At 58.3% G+C, this 16,667-nt stretch carries 13 protein-coding genes and 2 tRNA genes; 9 read left to right on the top strand and 6 right to left on the bottom strand.

Annotation, left to right across the window (positions count from 1 at the left end):
- Positions 1-343: 343 nt before the first annotated feature.
- On the bottom strand, positions 344-1,762 hold the full coding sequence (locus tag DBY73_RS00415) for a glutamine synthetase family protein (RefSeq protein WP_112009265.1): 1,419 nt from the start codon (positions 1,760-1,762) through the stop codon (positions 344-346).
- Between the two features lie 224 nt (positions 1,763-1,986).
- Here DBY73_RS00415 and puuD point away from each other — a divergent pair, with 224 nt between their 5' ends.
- From puuD to puuE, 5 genes are all read left to right on the top strand, one after another.
- Positions 1,987-2,739, top strand: a complete 753-nt coding sequence (gene puuD / locus DBY73_RS00410; RefSeq protein WP_181573182.1) for a gamma-glutamyl-gamma-aminobutyrate hydrolase — start codon at positions 1,987-1,989, stop codon at positions 2,737-2,739.
- A 25-nt stretch (positions 2,740-2,764) separates the two neighbouring features.
- A complete protein-coding gene (gene puuR / locus DBY73_RS00405; RefSeq protein ID WP_112009263.1) occupies positions 2,765-3,322 on the top strand; it encodes an HTH-type transcriptional regulator PuuR in 558 nt (185 codons plus the stop codon).
- Between the two features lie 158 nt (positions 3,323-3,480).
- Positions 3,481-4,968, top strand: a complete 1,488-nt coding sequence (puuC, locus tag DBY73_RS00400) for an aldehyde dehydrogenase PuuC (protein WP_112009262.1) — start codon at positions 3,481-3,483, stop codon at positions 4,966-4,968.
- A gap of 2 nt (positions 4,969-4,970) precedes the next feature.
- On the top strand, positions 4,971-6,251 hold the full coding sequence (locus DBY73_RS00395; protein ID WP_112009261.1) for an FAD-binding oxidoreductase: 1,281 nt from the start codon (positions 4,971-4,973) through the stop codon (positions 6,249-6,251).
- Between the two features lie 26 nt (positions 6,252-6,277).
- Entirely contained in the window at positions 6,278-7,546 is a 1,269-nt protein-coding gene (gene puuE, locus DBY73_RS00390) for a 4-aminobutyrate transaminase (protein ID WP_112009260.1), read from the top strand.
- A gap of 386 nt (positions 7,547-7,932) precedes the next feature.
- Here the strand turns inward: puuE and DBY73_RS00385 are convergent.
- From DBY73_RS00385 to DBY73_RS00375, 3 genes are all read right to left on the bottom strand, one after another.
- Positions 7,933-8,020, bottom strand: a tRNA-Ser gene (locus tag DBY73_RS00385).
- A gap of 132 nt (positions 8,021-8,152) precedes the next feature.
- Positions 8,153-8,240: transfer RNA gene (locus tag DBY73_RS00380), tRNA-Ser, on the bottom strand.
- A 144-nt stretch (positions 8,241-8,384) separates the two neighbouring features.
- Positions 8,385-10,013, bottom strand: a complete 1,629-nt coding sequence (locus DBY73_RS00375; protein WP_112009259.1) for an ABC transporter substrate-binding protein — start codon at positions 10,011-10,013, stop codon at positions 8,385-8,387.
- A gap of 269 nt (positions 10,014-10,282) precedes the next feature.
- Between DBY73_RS00375 and yccA the strand changes: the two genes are divergently transcribed.
- Positions 10,283-10,942: an FtsH protease modulator YccA gene (yccA, locus tag DBY73_RS00370; RefSeq protein ID WP_112009258.1), complete on the top strand. Its 660-nt coding sequence runs from the start codon at positions 10,283-10,285 to the stop codon at positions 10,940-10,942.
- Between the two features lie 58 nt (positions 10,943-11,000).
- On the opposite strand, the gene DBY73_RS00365 is transcribed toward yccA, so the two are convergent.
- Both DBY73_RS00365 and DBY73_RS00360 read right to left on the bottom strand, forming a co-directional pair.
- Positions 11,001-11,477 (bottom strand): hypothetical protein, encoded by a 477-nt coding sequence (locus DBY73_RS00365; RefSeq protein ID WP_112009257.1) that lies wholly within the window; start codon positions 11,475-11,477, stop codon positions 11,001-11,003.
- A complete protein-coding gene (locus tag DBY73_RS00360) occupies positions 11,474-12,181 on the bottom strand; it encodes a winged helix-turn-helix domain-containing protein (RefSeq protein WP_258458332.1) in 708 nt (235 codons plus the stop codon). Before DBY73_RS00360 ends, DBY73_RS00365 begins: the two co-directional genes overlap by 4 nt.
- A gap of 490 nt (positions 12,182-12,671) precedes the next feature.
- On the opposite strand from DBY73_RS00360, the gene DBY73_RS00355 reads away from it, so the two are divergent.
- From DBY73_RS00355 to DBY73_RS00345, 3 genes are all read left to right on the top strand, one after another.
- Positions 12,672-13,298 carry a fimbrial protein gene (locus DBY73_RS00355; RefSeq protein ID WP_258458331.1) on the top strand — a complete coding sequence of 209 codons (627 nt, stop codon included), beginning with the start codon at positions 12,672-12,674 and terminating at the stop codon, positions 13,296-13,298.
- Between the two features lie 76 nt (positions 13,299-13,374).
- Complete coding sequence (locus DBY73_RS00350) at positions 13,375-13,881, top strand: CS1 type fimbrial major subunit (RefSeq protein WP_112009255.1); 507 nt, start codon at positions 13,375-13,377, stop codon at positions 13,879-13,881.
- Positions 13,882-13,955: 74 nt separating this feature from the next.
- Positions 13,956-16,658 (top strand): TcfC E-set like domain-containing protein, encoded by a 2,703-nt coding sequence (locus DBY73_RS00345; RefSeq protein ID WP_112009254.1) that lies wholly within the window; start codon positions 13,956-13,958, stop codon positions 16,656-16,658.
- The last annotated feature ends 9 nt before the right edge of the window (positions 16,659-16,667 follow it).

The following is a 16,667-nucleotide window of genomic DNA, read 5'->3' as shown; positions in this document are numbered from 1 at the left end:
TGCTTACCGCGAGCTGTCGGGGCAGAAGCCTTTTGACAACCCTGTAGAGCAAGGGAGGTGAAGCCAAAACGTGAAGGTGAGAAGTGCTGCGGGCCAGAACCGGCTCGCATTCATGACGGCGGGCGCACAGGCCCCCCTCTCCTTGCGGATATTTAAACATCTGCATCATTTCATTTCCTCGTCACACACAGTGTCGTTAACTGAAGCCCCGTTGCCGCCTGCGCTCCATAACGCGACACCCGGGAAATGGCTGGGTTTCCAGCAAGTTTTCGGCCAGGCTCCGCGCAGGCCGTATGATGCTACTGATTAGAGGGATAAAGCGGGCCCCTTGCGGGGGCCGTCATCAGGCGTTTTTCAACATCCACTCAATTTCGGTTTCTGTGATAAGACGCTCAAACTGCAGTAATTCATCGTTTTTACAGGCGTGGTAAATGTGGCAAAAACGCTCGCCCAGCCGCTCGCGCAGGTCGTCGTTTTGCATAAACTCCCACAGCGCGTCGCTCTGGCGAATCGGGAACGGCAGGCCGTCCTGCTCAAGCCCGTTGCCTTCCACCTCTTCCTGAAGCGGTAAATCGTTGTCCAGGCCGTGCAAAATACCGGCAAAAATCGCCGCCATCACCAGATACGGGTTGGCGTCCGCGCCCGCCACGCGATACTCCACGCGGTGGTTATGGCGGTCGCCGCACGGAATGCGCAGGGCCACCGTGCGGTTGTTATGCCCCCACGACGCCTGCGTCGGCACGTACATGCCCGGCTGGAAGCGGCGGTACGAGTTGACGTTCGGGGCCAGCAGCGCCATTGAGGCGGGCATCAGATCGATCATCCCCGCCAGCGCGCGCTTGAGCAGCGCGGAATCCTCGCCGTCCTTATCCGCCAGCACGTTCTCCCCCTTGGCGTTTTGCATGCTGATGTGGATATGCATCCCGCTTCCCGCATGCTCTTCATAGGGTTTAGCCATAAAGGTGGCGTGCATCTTATGTTTTTCCGCCATCAGACGCACGAGGCGTTTTAACGCCAGCGCGTCATCGCAGGCGTCGAGCACGTTTTCGGTGTGGTGAAGGTTGATCTCAAACTGGCCGGGCGAGGCTTCCGCCACCGCGCCGTCGGCGGGGATCAGCTGAAGCTGCGCCAGCTCGTCGATGTCGTTCAGCACGTCGGCAAAATGGTTGAGGTTATCCACGGAGTAGACCTGGCTCTGGGTGTTACGCACGTCGGTGCCCGGCGCGCAGGGCGGCTGCAGGTAGCCTTCGGCATCGCGCTGACGGTCAAGTAAATAGAACTCCAGCTCTACCGCTACCACCGGGAACAGCCCGCGCTGGCGCAGCTGCTGCCAGAGGCGGTTCAGTACGTTCCGTGGCTCAACGTCAAAGGGAGCGCCATCTTCATCCATCATCGTCAGCTGGACCTGACCAATATACTCCGGATCAGCGGCGGAAGGCGTCAGCGTGCCCAGCACCGGCACGCAGGTGCAGTCCGGCTCGCCCAGCTCTTGCCCCAGGCCTGCTTCTTCTACGACGTTGCCGAGAATATCCATCGCAAACACCGAGGCCGGGAAATAGCAGCCCTTCTCCAGCTTGGCTAAACCCGCCACCGGGATCCGCTTCCCGCGGAAGCAGCCGTTAAGATCGGTAAGCAAAACGTCGATAAACTGCGTATTCGGGTACCGCTCGAGATAGCGCTTCACCTCCTGGCTAAATGCGCTTCCCCGCCTCTCTTCCGACTGCTGAACAAAGTTCTCAACTTCTACGATATTGGTTTCCATGATTTACCACCGTTTTGGGTTTGCGTTCGCGGACGTCGACTGTCAAATATAATGTCCATACTATCGAATCTGTATGCAAACAAATTGTTTGTCAAATGTTAAATTAAGTTTGCAAAGGGCAGATCTCACTGCTAGATTGAGAAAATATTGAACGAAATGGCCGTTTAAACGGCAAAACCGGCCTAAATTTAGTCCACTTTGTGAGGGCGATCATGGAAAATATAATGTACAAGCCAGTTATTGGCGTCGTGATGTGTAGAAACAGGCTTAAGGGTCTTGAGACCCAGACCCTGCAAGAAAAGTACCTGAATGCGATTATCCACGCGGGCGGCCTGCCGATTGCCCTGCCGCACGCGCTGGCCGAGCCGGAACTGCTTGATACCCTTCTCCCCAGGCTGGACGGCATTTACCTCCCGGGCAGCCCCAGCAACGTGCAGCCGCACCTTTATGGTGAAAACGGCGATGAGCCTTACGCCGATCCCGGGCGTGATCTTCTGAGCATGGCGCTGATCGACGCCGCGCTTCAAAGGCGCATCCCCATTTTCGCCATCTGCCGAGGGCTACAGGAACTGGTTGTCGCCACCGGCGGGACTCTGTATCGTCGTCTCTTCGAGGAGCCAGAGCTTCTTGAGCACCGCGAAGATCCTGAGCTTCCGGTTGAGATGCAGTACGCACCCTCACATGAAGTTCAGGTTCAGGAAGGAGGATTACTTTCTCAGTTGATACCGGGCTGCAACACGTTTTGGGTAAACTCGCTGCACGGGCAAGGCTCAAAAACGCTTGGGTCGCGGCTGCGCGTGGAGGCACGCTCAACGGATGGGCTGGTTGAGGCGGTCAGTGTGACCGGTCATCCTTTTGCGCTCGGCGTCCAGTGGCACCCCGAATGGTACAGCAGCGAATATGCCCTGTCGCGTATGTTGTTTGAGGGTTTTATCACCGCCTGTCAGAGCTACATTGCTGAGAAACAGCGGCTTTGACCACTACAGTTAAGGAAATGCAACTATGAGCGATGACGGACTGGCGCCAGGGAAACGTCTGTCAGAGATCCGCCAACGGCTGGGTCTCTCACAGCGTCGTGCCGCCGAACTGTCTGGATTGACACACAGTGCCATCAGCACCATAGAGCAGGACAAAGTCAGTCCTGCCATCAGTACGCTGCAAAAGCTGCTGAAAGTTTATGGGCTGTCGCTCTCGGAATTCTTTTCTGAACCCGAAAAGCCTGATGAACCGCAGGTGGTTATTAATCAGGACGATCTTATCGAAATGGGCAGTCAGGGCGTTTCGATGAAGCTGGTTCATAACGGAAATCCGAACCGTACGCTGGCGATGATTTTTGAAACTTACCAGCCTGGAACCACAACCGGAGAAAGAATCAAACATCAGGGTGAGGAGATCGGCACCATACTGGAGGGGGAGATCGTGTTGACCATTAACGGCCAGCATTATCACCTCGTCGCGGGGCAAAGCTATGCCATTAATACCGGGATCCCGCACAGCTTCAGCAACACGTCGGCAGGGATTTGCCGAATTATCAGTGCCCATACGCCTACCACATTCTAATGCCAGACCCGCCCCGACGGCATAAATCTCGTCGGGGCCTCGACTAAAACGTTATTAACGGTATTTCACAGGACATCGCCTGGGACGCCCCGCGCCCTTTTGCTGCCTGTAAGCGGCTACCGCGCTTATTTATCTGATTGCGACAGGAAGGAGAGAATATGAATTTTCAGAACCTGACCTACTGGCAGGATAAAGCAAAAAATATCCACATCGAGACGCGCCTCTTTATTAACGGCGAATATTGCCATGCCGTCGATAATACGACGTTCGAGACGATCGACCCTGGCGCGCAGCAGGCGCTTGCCCAGGTCTCGCGCGGTAAGAAAGCGGATGTCGATCGTGCGGTAGAGGCTGCGCGCGGCGTTTTCGAGCGCGGCGACTGGTCGCAGGCCTCTCCGGCCCGTCGCAAGGCGGTACTTAATACGCTGGCTGACCTGATGGAAAAGCACGCTGAAGAGCTGGCGCTGCTGGAAACGCTGGATACCGGCAAGCCGATCCGCCACAGCCTGCGCGACGACGTGCCCGGCGCGGCGCGCGCCGTTCGCTGGTACGCCGAAGCGGTGGATAAAGCGTATGGCGAAGTGGCGCCCACCGACAGCAGCGCGCTGGCGATGATCGTTCGCGAGCCGATCGGCGTGGTAGCGGCGATTGTGCCCTGGAACTTCCCCCTGCTGCTGGCCTGCTGGAAGCTCGGCCCGGCGCTGGCTGCGGGCAATAGCGTGGTGTTAAAACCCTCTGAGAAATCCCCGCTGACCGCCATCCGGCTCGCCGCACTGGCGAAAGAAGCCGGGCTGCCGGACGGCGTGCTCAACGTCATCACCGGCCTGGGTCACGAGGCGGGCCAGGCGCTTTCGCTGCATCCGGACGTGGACGTCATGACCTTCACCGGCTCGACGCGCACCGGCAAGCAGCTGATGAAGGATGCGGGCGACAGCAACATGAAGCGCGTGTGGCTTGAAGCCGGCGGCAAAAGCGCCAACGTCGTTTTCGCCGACTGCCCGGATCTGGACGCCGCCGTCAGCGGCACCGCGGCGGGCATTTTCTACAACCAGGGGCAGGTCTGCATCGCGGGCACGCGCCTGCTGCTGGAAGAGAGCATCGCGGACGAATTTCTTACCCGCCTGAAGGCCCAGGCGCTTAAATGGCAGCCGGGCAACCCGCTCGATCCCGACACCGCCATGGGCATGCTTATTGATAACGGCCACGCTGATACGGTGCACACCTTTATCCGCGAGGGGATGAACACCGGCACGCTGCTGCTGGACGGGCGCAAAAATCCGTGGCCCGCCGCCGTGGGCCCGACGATTATCGTGGACGCCGATCCGGCCTCCGCCGTCTGCACCGAGGAGATCTTCGGCCCGGTGCTGGTCGTTACCCGCTTTAAAACCGAGGAAGAGGCGCTGCGCCTGGCCAACAACAGCCAGTACGGGCTGGGCGCCGCCGTGTGGACCCGCGATCTTTCCCGCGCGCACCGCATGAGCCGCCGCCTGAAGGCCGGCTCGGTCTTCGTGAATAACTACAACGACGGGGATATGACCGTGCCGTTTGGCGGCTACAAGCAGAGCGGCAACGGACGGGATAAGTCCCTGCACGCGCTGGAAAAATTCACCGAACTGAAAACCATCTGGATTGCCCTGGAGCCCTAATCATGACTGAACATACCACCAGCTATTACGCCGCCAGCGCCAATAAATATGAACCGTTCCCAACGCTGAGCGAATCCATCAGCTGCGACGTGTGCGTGGTCGGCGGCGGATATACCGGCCTCTCCTCCGCCCTGCACCTTGCCGAACTGGGCTACGACGTCGTGCTGCTGGAAGGCGCGCGCATCGGCTATGGCGCCAGCGGGCGCAACGGCGGGCAGCTGGTTAACTCCTACAGCCGCGATATCGACGTTATTGAGAAAACCTACGGCCCGGACGCCGCCAGAATGCTCGGCAGCATGATGTTTGAGGGCGGCGACATTATCCGCGAGCGGATCCAACGCTACCAGATCGCGTGTGATTATCGCCCCGGCGGCCTGTTCGTGGCGCTCAACGGCAAGCAGATGGAGACGCTGGAAGAGCAAAAGGAAAACTGGGAGCGCTACGGCAATACCCAGCTGGAGCTGCTGGACGCCAGCGCGATCCGCCGTGAAGTCGACAGCGATCGCTATACCGGCGCGCTGCTCGACCACAGCGGCGGACATATTCATCCGCTGAATTTAGCCATCGGCGAGGCGGACGCGATTCGCCTCAACGGCGGCCGCGTATACGAGCAATCTCCGGTGACCCGCATCGCGCACACCAGCCCGGCGGTAGTGAGTACGGCGCAGGGCCAGGTTACCGCGCGCTACGTGATCGTCGCCGGAAACGCCTACCTGGGCGACAAGGTCGAGCCCGAGCTGGCGAAGCGCAGCATGCCCTGCGGCACGCAGGTGGTCACTACCGCGCCGCTTTCTGAGGATCTTGCCCGCTCGCTTATTCCGAACAACTACTGCGTGGAAGACTGTAACTACCTGCTGGACTACTACCGCCTGACCGCCGACAACCGCCTGCTGTACGGCGGCGGCGTGGTGTACGGCGCGCGCGATCCGGACGACGTGGAGCGCCTGGTCATGCCGAAGCTGCTGAAAACCTTCCCGCAGCTGCAGGGCGTAAAAATCGACTACCGCTGGACCGGCAACTTCCTGCTGACGCTGTCGCGCATGCCGCAGTTTGGCCGCCTCGATAAAAACATCTACTACATGCAGGGCTACAGCGGCCACGGCGTGACCTGTACCCACCTGGCGGGCCGACTGATATCGGAGCTGCTGCGCGGCGACGCGGAGCGCTTCGACGCCTTCGCGAATCTGCCGCACTACCCGTTCCCGGGCGGACGCAGCCTGCGCATCCCGTTCACCGCGATGGGCGCGGCGTACTACAGCCTGCGCGATCGTCTTGGCGTGTAATTTTTTCTTTTAAAAGGGTGCTAAACATGAGCAACAACGAATTTCACCAGCGTCGTCTTTCTGCCACCCCGCGCGGCGTGGGCGTGATGTGCCAGTTCTTTGCCGAGTCGGCGCAGAACGCTACGTTAACCGACGTGGAAGGCAATGAGTATATCGACTTTGCCGCCGGGATCGCCGTGCTGAATACCGGCCATCGCCATCCGGATATGGTTGCCGCCGTGGAGAAACAGCTTCAGCAGTTTACCCACACGGCGTATCAGATCGTGCCTTACGAGAGCTACGTCTCGCTGGCGGAGAAGCTTAACGAGCTGGCGCCGATAAAAGGCCCGGCCAAAACCGCCTTCTTCACAACCGGTGCCGAAGCGGTCGAAAACGCGGTTAAAATCGCCCGCGCCCACACCGGTCGCCCCGGCGTGATTGCGTTCGGCGGCGGGTTTCACGGCCGAACCTATATGACCATGGCGCTGACCGGCAAAGTCGCGCCCTACAAGATCGGCTTCGGTCCTTTCCCCGGCTCGGTTTACCACGTGCCGTACCCGTCAGAGCTGCACGGTATCACCACGCAGGATGCCTTAACGGCGATTGAGCGCCTGTTCAAAGCCGACATTGAGGCGAAGCAGGTAGCGGCAATTATCTTCGAGCCGGTTCAGGGCGAAGGCGGCTTTAACGTTGCGCCGAAGGAGCTGGTCGCCGCCGTTCGCCGCATCTGCGACGAGCACGGCATCGTGATGATTGCCGACGAAGTCCAGAGCGGCTTTGCCCGCACCGGCAGGCTGTTTGCGATGGACCACTACGCCGACGGGCCCGATCTCATGACCATGGCGAAAAGCCTGGCGGGCGGCATGCCGCTCTCCGGCGTGGTGGGCAAAGCCGACATTATGGACGCGCCCGCGCCCGGCGGCCTGGGCGGAACCTATGCCGGGAACCCGCTCGCCGTCGCCGCCGCGCACGCGGTGCTGAATATTATCGACAACGAGGGGCTGTGCGAGCGCGCGCAGCGGCTGGGCGACCGGCTGAAGGCCACGCTGGAGGAGATCAAAAGCGGTTGCCCGTCTCTTGCCGCGGTGCGCGGCGTCGGTTCAATGATCGCCGCCGAGTTTTTCGACCCGACCACCCGCGAGCCGTCTGCCGCGATTGCGCAGAAAATCCAGCAGAAGGCGCTTGAACAGGGGCTTCTGCTGCTAACCTGCGGGCAATACGGCAACGTGATCCGCTTCCTCTATCCGTTGACCATCCCGGACGCGCAGTTCACCCAGGCGCTGGCGATTCTTCAGCAGGCGATGCGCGACGCGTAACCCGTAAAAACAGCCCCTGCGGTAGCGACATCGCAGGGGCTGTTGGCGATTCGTTTTAGAGACGCAATGCGCATAAATACCTTCATTTATGGTGACTTATCAATGAGTTGACCTGGTGGAAAAACGCGGCATTAAGGCCATACTTAGAAGGTAACTTACCTGAAGTTACATCCCAACTGAGTGAAGTAAAACTGGTGTTTGTGATTTTCCTGCTCCTCTGCGGAGCAGGCTTTTTTTGTTTGCCGCAATCGGACAAGGCTTTCAACATAAGGCCGCCAGTCTTTTATCCAAAGACCTGGATTCGCTACTCGCCTAAAGAAAGGAAAACACATTGATAGCGGATAAAAGAAAAACCCCAGCTGACGTAATCAGCTGGGGTTTAAATTTGGCGGAAGCGTAGAGATTCGAACTCTAGAACCCTTTCGGGTCGCCGGTTTTCAAGACCGGTGCCTTCAACCGCTCGGCCACGCTTCCAAAGTGAGGCGCACTATAAACGTCTATTAGCGCCTTGTAAAGCAGGAATTTTTCTAATCTTGCGGGCGGCCATTTTATGAGCGCATAAAAGCAAAAAGCCCTGCGATATTGCTATCGCAGGGCTTTCGAATTTGGCGGAAGCGTAGAGATTCGAACTCTAGAACCCTTTCGGGTCGCCGGTTTTCAAGACCGGTGCCTTCAACCGCTCGGCCACGCTTCCTAAGTGAGGCGAACTATAAACACCTCACCGGAAGCTGTAAAGTGCCAGCGCATTCGTTCGCCTGAAAAATAGTCAAAAACCGTTTAATCGGTTGAATCAACAACATATTGACCACTTTATCAGCACAAAATAGCTTTAAATCGATCAGTGCTTTTTGATGTACATATCTTTGGTGTAGTAATACCCAAGCTTATCCGGCGTAAACCCGCCCACCCACGGTTTGACCAGGTGCGTGCGCACATAGTGGTAGACCGGAATGGCCGGCACGTCGCGGCTCAGTAAATCTTCCGCTTTTTGATAATACGTCCCGCGCGCCTGCGCCGTTTTCGCCTTCGCCGCGTCGCTCATCGCCTGGTCAAACGCGGGATTGCTGTACTGGGTAGTGTTCTGGCTATCGCCGGTGCGGAAGTTATTCAGGAAGGTTGAGGCATCGTCGTAGTCTGCGATCCACGCGTAGCGCACCGCGTCAAAGTTGTGGGTGTGCATGGTGTCCAGCATGGTTTTCCACTCCTGGTTCTGCAGCTTCGCCTCTACGCCGAGATTTTTCTTCCACATCGAGCTGGCGGCGATGGCGATGCGCTGGTGCGACTCGGAGGTGTTGTAGAGCAGGTTAAAGCTGAGGGGGTGATCGGCATTAAATCCGGCCTCGGCCAGCAGCTTTTTCGCCTCGGCAATGCGCTTGTCCATCGGCCAGCTGGCGTAATCAGGGTTTTTTAGCGTCACGCCGCCGATGTCCGGCTGGCTGATAAGCCACGCCGGGCGCTGCCCCTGCCCCAGCACCTTCTCGGCAATAATGTCCTTATCCAGCGCCAGGTTCAGCGCCAGACGCACGCGGGCATCGTTGAACGGCGGACGGGCAGTATTAAATTCGTAGTAATAGGTTGCAAGCTGCGGCGACACGTCCAGCTCGCTGCCCAGCGTTTTTTTCAGCAGCGCAAACTGGTTAATCGGCACCGTGTAGACGATATCAATCTCACCCGCCTTATAGCGGTTAACGTCCGCGGCTTCTGAGGTAATTGGCAGATAGGTCACCTTGTTGATCACGGTATGCGCATTATCCCAGTAGCGCGGGTTGCGCTCGGCAATGATGCGCTCGTTGACGACCCACTGAGAGAGCTTGTACGCCCCGCTGGTGACAATATGCTCGGGCTTGGTCCACTTCTCGCCGTAGCGCCCGACCAGCACCTTATCTATCGGCACCAGCGACGGGTGCGCCAGCATCGCCAGGAAGGCCGCGTTCGGCTGGGTGAGCGTCACTTCGAGAGTCGCGTCGTCAATGGCCTTCACGCCCAGCGACTCGGGGGACGCTTTGCCCTCGGCAATCTCAGCGGCGTTGGCGATGCGCATGCTGCCTGGATAGCTGGCGTAGGGGGACGCCGTTTTGGGATCGACCAGCCGCTGCCAGCTCCACACCACGTCCTGCGCGGTGATGGCCGTGCCGTCGCTCCAGGTAATGCCCGGGCGCAGGTGGAACGTCCAGACGGTGTTGTCTTTGTTTTCCCATTTCTCCGCGAGGCGCGGCTGGATCTCACCTTTCGGCGAGACGCTGACCAGCCCATCGAATAAATCACTGATAATATTGAATTCAACATCGCTTTCAACTTTATGCGGATCAAGCGACGCGGGTTCATTACCGTTGTTTCGAACCAGCTCCTGCTTCTCTGCCAGCGCGGTTCCTGACGGGACGTTAGCCGCCCACGCCGGGGCGCTCGCGCCAAGCACCGCGGCGGTTAACACAGAGAGTGTAAAGATATTGCGTGTTTGTGGTTTCATTTCCTTCGCCTTGTTGTCTGTTTTATGACGATCCGGAAATAACTCTTAGCGCCGGGGCTGTAATAACGCAATAATTTTCAGTAACCTATAAGAGCTTGATCTGAATAAAATCGCTAAATCGCCATTCCTTCTACGAAAAGGGATTTTTGCAGAATAAATAGCCAGCTAATGGCCTAACGCACTGAGTAAAGATGGGTAAAACCATTTTGAGTCTGGCGCTGCGTTTCCTATGCTTGCCGTCAATTACATCTGTCATAAGAGAGTGACTCATGGACCGTATAATTACTTCTTCACGCGACCGCACGTCGCTACTCAGCACCCACAAGGTGCTGCGCAATACCTATTTCATGCTCAGCCTGACGCTGGCGTTTTCGGCGATCACCGCAACGGCCAGCACCGTGCTGATGCTGCCGTCTCCGGGGCTGATCCTGACGCTGGTGGGCATGTACGGCCTGATGTTCCTGACCTACAAAACCGCCGATAAACCGGTGGGCATTCTGTCCGCCTTCGCCTTTACCGGCTTCCTGGGCTACATTCTGGGGCCGATCCTGAACGCCTATCTGTCTGCCGGAATGGGTGACGTCATCGGCATGGCGCTGGGCGGTACCGCGCTGGTCTTCTTCTGCTGCTCGGCCTACGTGCTGACCACCCGCAAGGATATGTCCTTCCTCGGCGGGATGCTCATGGCGGGTATCGTGGTGGTGCTGATCGGCATGGTGGCGAACATCTTCCTGCAGCTGCCTGCGCTGCACCTGGCGATCAGCGCGGTGTTCATCCTGATTTCATCCGGCGCGATCCTGTATGAAACCAGCAACATCATTCACGGCGGTGAGACCAACTACATCCGCGCCACCGTGAGCCTGTACGTGTCGCTGTACAACATCTTCGTCAGCCTGCTCAGCATCCTGGGCTTCGCCAGCCGCGATTAAGCCGACTGATATCTAACAGAAAAGGAGAATGCCTCAGGCATTCTCCTTTTTTTATGCCTTACTCTCCCCGGCAAACATAGGTGGGATAGAGCCGGTCCTGAATCAGCCAGACCGAAGGCGAAAGTTCAGACAGCGTCAGATAATAACGTGCCGTCGGGCGAGCAAAACTGCCCCACTGCGTATCGGGCGTATTATCATTATGCCGCCGCCAGGTTTTGGTATAGGTGAGAACAATAACGTTGTCATCGTCTCGACGGTGCCAGCTAAAATCCACGTCTCTGTCGATGATCATATTGCGCCCTTCCGCCGACGCGGCGCCTTTATACGTCGTCAGCCCCGTCCCATCCTTGTGGAAATAAAACTGCGCGATCGCGTTCACCTTCACCTCGCTTGCCCTTCCCTGATTGCGAATAAAATTGAACTCCGTGCTGCAGGCCAGCGCATCCCCTCTGTGAGTAAGAATTGTGCAAATGGCGAGCCCCACGGCTCCCCCCACCAGCGCACAGCCCAGCGCGGATAACAGCGTTATTTTCATTGCTCCGCCCCGCTCTTATAACGAATGGTTTTACAAAAGCTGATTGGGCTTACCGGACAGGCGCCGATGAACACTTCGTCCGCGGCGGCAATCGTGAAGCGCGCGCTGAAATAGTAGATGTTGTACGCCTCGCGATGGCACGCAACGTTGTTCGCCTCCAGCAGCGGTTCCATTTTTGACAGCACCAGCGGTCGACCGTGATCGTTGATAAGCCAGATGCTGCACTGGCCAATTTTCTCCTTCACCGGCTTGAGCATCGCGGGTACGGTCAACGCCCGGGGGCTGAAGGCGTATATAACAAGCCCCATCGCCACCGCGGCGATTACCGCCAGCGCCGCGCGCTTCTTCCCCCAGACAGGCCAGCGCCCGATCGGCGGTTTCTTCACGCTGGCGTTCGGCTCAGGAACGGGGTCGGCAGGCAAAAAGCGCTTTTTTGGCTGGCAGCTGACGTCCGCCTCAAAGCGGAATCCGTAGCGCGGCACGGTCACGATAACGTCGTTGTGCTCGCCGAGCGACTGAAAGCCTTTGCGTAATTCACTCACGGCTTTGTTCAGATTATTCCCCGACGGCGTGAAGCCAAACGCCTCCCAGACGCGGGTAATTAATTCCTCCCGGCTGAGGTCTTTGCCCTTATTACGAATAAATTCCTGTAAAAGACGCACGGCGGGAGCCGAAAGGGTAATTGCCGATTCAGGTTGACTCACAGGACTAATTACGTGTGCTTCAGGATCAAATAACAGCGAATTATTGCATATAAAAAACATATTTTATTCTCAGGTTATGCCGTGCACCTGCGCTGTATTCATAAAGAACGGCAGGCGGCGAAAATAGCGCATTGACTCGCCTGTTTTCGCATCAGAAGGTTCTTCCTGAACGCTCTCCGTCACGGCATTTTATTTTAACCAAACAACTATAAACCAGACAAAGCAGAATAAAAACCTATACATAGCAAGTTAAGCGATACAAGCATTCACAACATGCTGTTCTGGTTAAAGTTTCCCTGCCCTGAAGCACGATGACAGCGGACGGACACGGGTGGACAACCGCCGTGAATGAACCAAAAGCAGGCAGGCAATCTTGAAGCAGAACAAATTAATGAATATGACCAACACGTTTTACGCAGCCGCAATTTCATTGTCATTTTTCTCCGAAATGACAATGGCCAATATGAGCGTTTATCCCATGGAACTGAATGTGGAAAGTTCCGGTGCAGCGCAGATAAAAGTGGCATCTAAAAGTGATGATATTCAGTTCATTCGGGTGAGGCAAAAGAAAATTCTTAATCCGGGTACGCCGCAGGAGAAAGAGATCGACGTGGCCGCATGGAAAGAAGGAGGCATTGTCGTCACGCCGGAGAAATTTGCCCTTGCCGCAGGCGCGTTACGGGTTGTTCGCCTGGTGTCGCTGACCGCGCCTGCGAAAGAGAGCACGTGGCGCGTCTATTTTGAAGGCGTCAAACAGCCGGAAAGCATTATCCCCTCGCCCTCGGGCGGCCCTGCGGCCAGCGCCAAACTCGGCGTAAACGTCATCTGGGGCGCGCTGGTACACCTCGCGCCGGAAAAGGTGGTGGTCTCGCTGGGCATCAACCCCGCGCGGGGAACGCTGAAAAATGACGGCACCGTGCGCGTGCCGCTTAAGGAGATAGGCGTGTGCGACGCGGCGGATAATTGCAGGTGGATTAAGGAGGACGCGACGATTTACCCCGATACGGAGCGTCAATTAAAAACGCTCGCGAAGGTCAAGGGCCAGAAATACAAATTCCGCTACTTCAACTGGATAAATAAAACGGCTGAGGAAGCAGATTTACCCGTCGTGCAATAACGCGACGTCACTGTAGAACCCCTCGTGGTTTGTTTAAAAGGGCTAATGGAGCTCGTCTGTAAATATGGAGATATCAATGAAAAAGTATATTAAACCTCTGATGATCGTTGCCGCGATGTCCACGGCGTTCAGCGCGATGGCTATCCAGAAAGACATCACGGTAAATGCCAGCGTCGATTCACAGCTCGACATGACGCAGGCGGACAACACCCCGCTGCCGGCCAGCATTGATATGCAGTACCTGCCGGGCCGCGGCCTGGAGAGCTATCGCCTTAACACCAAGGTGTGGTCTAACTCCGCGACCAGCAACGTCAAGGTGCGCCTTGTCAGCGCGGCAAAACTGACCAACGCCGATGGGGATGAAACGATCCCGATGACCGTAAAGCTGGGCGACAAAACCCTGAACACCACCGACGCTGAATTTACCGGCACCGAGCTGTTCCCGGGCAGCATTGAAAACGGTTCTGCCGTGCTGCCGCTGACCATTTCTCAGACCACGAAAGGCATCGTCAAAACCGGCCAGTACAGCGGCGTCGTAAGCCTGATGCTGACCCAGGCGACCACTGCGGAAGGCGGTGCGTAACCCCACAGCTCGTAAAAGGAAATACATCAGAGGGTGCCCACCCTCTGATGTCAGGATGACGTCGAGGCTCGTTCATGGCTTTTCACAGAAATACTCTCCTCTTTGCCGTTTTGTTACCCGCTTCCGCTCCACTCGTTCATGCCGATATGGCTGTTCCTTTGGGCTTTGAAGATCTGGCGAAAACGCAGCGCCTGTGGACCGAAGTCAGCCTCTACGGCGATTCGCTCGGCCTGTTTGAAACCGATATCAATCTTGAAACGGTCACGTTTGTCGCGCCCGACGCGCTGATCGCCGCCGTTAAGCGCCGGTTTAATGACGATCCGAAACTGATCGCCTCCCTCAGCGCGACCTTGTCCGCGCCGCTCGCGCGTAACGGAAACCTGGCGTGCAGCAGCAACGGCTCCGCCAGCGGATGTGACTACATCGACACCCGCAGCGCGGCGATTATTTACGATGAAAACAACGCGCGCATTAACCTGTTTTTTGATAAAGCCTTCTTGCCTAAGCCCTCCGAGGAGAGCCAGTGGTATCAGCCGACGAGCGACGCGGAAAACGCCCTGATCCACCAGCAGAACATCAACTTCGTCGCCGACGAGGATTACCAGTCGGCCACCGTGCAGGGCAACGGCGCGCTGGCCGTTACGCAGGACGGCTATCTCAACCTGGACTGGACCTGGCAGGGACAGCGCTCGCGGCACCGGCAGCAGCAGGATGTCACGATCAACAACGCGTGGTTTCGCCAGGATATTCTGCGCCAGTACTACCTTCAGGCGGGCGAAATGGATACCCGCGATCTGTTCAGCAACGCGGGCGGCAACATCAACCTTAGCCAGCTTCCGCTGGGCAAAATTCGCGGCCTGCGCGCGGGCTCGACCCGCGCGTGGATCAATCCGGTCCAGCAGTCAAAGGGCACGCCGATTACCGTGCTGCTTTCCCACGATGCGCGCATTGACGCGCGGCGCGGCAGCCAGCTGCTGGCCAGCTTCTACCTGAACGCCGGGGCGCAAACGCTGGACACCCGCGCCTTCCCGGACGGCAGCTACACGGTCACGCTCTCCATCTATGAAAACAACCGCCTAACGCGCACCGAGCAGATACCGTTTACCCGCACCGGCATCACTCCGTTTGACCGCGTGGAGTGGTTTATGCAGGCGGGCGAAACGGATAACGACGATCCCAGTGCGTCCCGCTCCGCCGTGGCGCAGGCGGGTGTTCGCCTGCCCATAACCCCGACGCTGGCGCTGACCAGCGGCGGGACGACCACGAAACACCATCAGTTTGTGGAAAATGCGCTCGACTGGAGCCGCGGGTTCAACGCGGGCCCTGTTGACGGCGTCCTGAGCACCCGCTTCAGCTACCTGTACGGCAGCAAAGGCGAGCGCGGCAACATCCAGCAGGTGAGCTACAGCGACGGCTTTTCGCTGAGCGTTTACCGCAACGCGCTGTCCGCGGATAGCTGCGACTCGCTCAGCACCGGCTTTGACGCCATCAACGGCTGCTACCGCTCGCTGTCGGTGATGTTTTCCGTCCCCGTCGGCAGCTGGTATGCAAGCCTGGGCTACTCGGACAACCGCAACGAAGGGCGCTACGTCTCCCGCCGCGAGCTTCCGGATGGCGATGACCGCCACGACCAGGGGCTCCCCTGGGACAACGTCTATATGACCCGCTCGCGCTCGCAGGCGTGGCAGGGTGGGTTGAGCAACAGCTTTAGCACCCGCGGGCTGAACGTCAACAGCAGCGTCAGCCTGTTTATGCGTAACGACCACTCGCGCGACGGCCGCGACAAGGGGGCCTATCTCAGCGTAAGCGTCTCGATGGCGCACAGCCGCCAGGGCGATGCGTCAAGCTATACCTCGCTGGGCGCGACCTGGCAGCACCAGCAGCGTCAAAAGGACCAGATGAGCTACAGCGCGTCGCACAACTGGTATACCGATGCGCGCGGCGAGAACGAATACGGCCTTAACGCCTCGGGCATCAACAGCGACTCGGTTAACGCGTCAGCCTATACGCGCCAGGGGGGCCGATACGGCAACGCCAGCCTGACGGTCAGCGACGCCTGGGATCGTCAGGACAGCAAGCACACGCTGAGCAGCAGCGGCAGCTACAGCTCCACGCTTGCCCTCTCGCGCTCCGGCCTGTGGTTTGGCCGCTGGAGCGACGGCCGACCTGCTTCCGCGATTGCGGTGGACGTTCTCACGCCGGAAGAGACGCCGGATTCGCGCGTTGCCGTGTCGCTGGACAACGGCGGAAGCGCGGACGTCCCGGCCAACGCGCGGGCGCTTTTCGCCCTGCCGGGCTACCAGCAGACGACCCTGACGGTGAACGAATCGCTGGACGTTTCCCGTGGAGCCGGCAGCGAGATCACCCAGGGGTCGGGCAGCCGGACCGTCTTTATGGTGCCGGGAAAAATGCTGCGCCGCGACGTGCAAACCACGACCCGCTACACCTGGCTCGGCCAGCTGACCGACGGCCAGCACACCCCGTTCGTCGGTGGCGTGCCGCTCAACGTTAACGGCTGGAGCGATCTCGGCAACGGCGGCTTTAGCGCGCAAAGCGACGCCCTGCTCCACGCCCTCTACCTGGTCAAACAGCAGCAGTTCTACGAATGCGCGCTGCAGGTAAAAAGCATGCGCGACGTGGTGCGCTACGTGGGGGCGGTGACCTGCCAGGAGCTGACGTTCTCGGCGCTGCCGGACACGGTGCAGCAGCAGGCGCAGCTGATGCTTGCCGGACGCGCGCCGCTGGCCAGCCCAACCGCGATGAACGCTAAAAAATAACGACAGGAA

The sequence above is a fragment of the Enterobacter sp. RIT418 genome (assembly GCF_003057745.1).
Taxonomy (GTDB): domain Bacteria; phylum Pseudomonadota; class Gammaproteobacteria; order Enterobacterales; family Enterobacteriaceae; genus Enterobacter.
Note: the sequence above shows the minus strand (reverse complement) of the source record. Positions and strands in the feature narration are given on the sequence as shown.

Bases quoted from the DNA above. Each gene is read 5' to 3' on its own strand.
- DBY73_RS00395 (WP_112009261.1), top strand. From the start codon at position 4,971: ATGACTGAACATACCACCAGCTATTACGCCGCCAGCGCCAATAAATAT.
- DBY73_RS00345 (WP_112009254.1), top strand. From the start codon at position 13,956: ATGGCTTTTCACAGAAATACTCTCCTCTTTGCCGTTTTGTTACCCGCT.
- DBY73_RS00365 (WP_112009257.1), bottom strand. From the start codon at position 11,477: ATGAAAATAACGCTGTTATCCGCGCTGGGCTGTGCGCTGGTGGGGGGA.
- DBY73_RS00415 (WP_112009265.1), bottom strand. From the start codon at position 1,762: ATGGAAACCAATATCGTAGAAGTTGAGAACTTTGTTCAGCAGTCGGAA.
- puuD (WP_181573182.1), top strand. From the start codon at position 1,987: ATGTACAAGCCAGTTATTGGCGTCGTGATGTGTAGAAACAGGCTTAAG.
- yccA (WP_112009258.1), top strand. From the start codon at position 10,283: ATGGACCGTATAATTACTTCTTCACGCGACCGCACGTCGCTACTCAGC.
- DBY73_RS00350 (WP_112009255.1), top strand. From the start codon at position 13,375: ATGAAAAAGTATATTAAACCTCTGATGATCGTTGCCGCGATGTCCACG.
- puuR (WP_112009263.1), top strand. From the start codon at position 2,765: ATGAGCGATGACGGACTGGCGCCAGGGAAACGTCTGTCAGAGATCCGC.
- puuC (WP_112009262.1), top strand. From the start codon at position 3,481: ATGAATTTTCAGAACCTGACCTACTGGCAGGATAAAGCAAAAAATATC.
- puuE (WP_112009260.1), top strand. From the start codon at position 6,278: ATGAGCAACAACGAATTTCACCAGCGTCGTCTTTCTGCCACCCCGCGC.
- DBY73_RS00375 (WP_112009259.1), bottom strand. From the start codon at position 10,013: ATGAAACCACAAACACGCAATATCTTTACACTCTCTGTGTTAACCGCC.